Origin of the sequence: Sphingomonas sp. 10B4 (genome assembly GCF_035019905.1) — a bacterium.
GTDB classification, from domain to species: Bacteria; Pseudomonadota; Alphaproteobacteria; order Sphingomonadales; family Sphingomonadaceae; genus Sphingomonas; species Sphingomonas glacialis.
This window is the reverse complement of sequence record NZ_JASJVC010000546.1, coordinates 1-240: the sequence shown is the minus strand read 5'-3', so window position 1 is coordinate 240 and position 240 is coordinate 1. Positions and strand designations below refer to the sequence as shown.

The window sequence follows — 240 nt, the reverse complement described above, 5'->3', positions numbered from 1 at the left end:
ACCGTGAAATGGGTTCTTGGGTATTAACTCAGCGCAATATGCAAATTCCGCAGGAAACCAGTGAATTTGCTATCAATGCCTCGAATATGCGTCACTGGCATGCGCCGGTTACGCGCTATGTCGATGAACTGTTGGCGGGTAAAACCGGCCCGCGCGAACGCGATTTCAATATGCGTTGGGTCGCCTCCATGGTGGCTGACGTACATCGTATTCTGAATCGCGGCGGGGTTTTCCTGTACC

The 240-nt window shown here is 52.5% G+C and carries 1 pseudogene; it reads left to right on the top strand.

What is annotated here, in order from left to right:
- Window positions 1-240, top strand: a pseudogene (locus QN347_RS20825) (fructose-bisphosphatase class I); the annotation flags it as partial.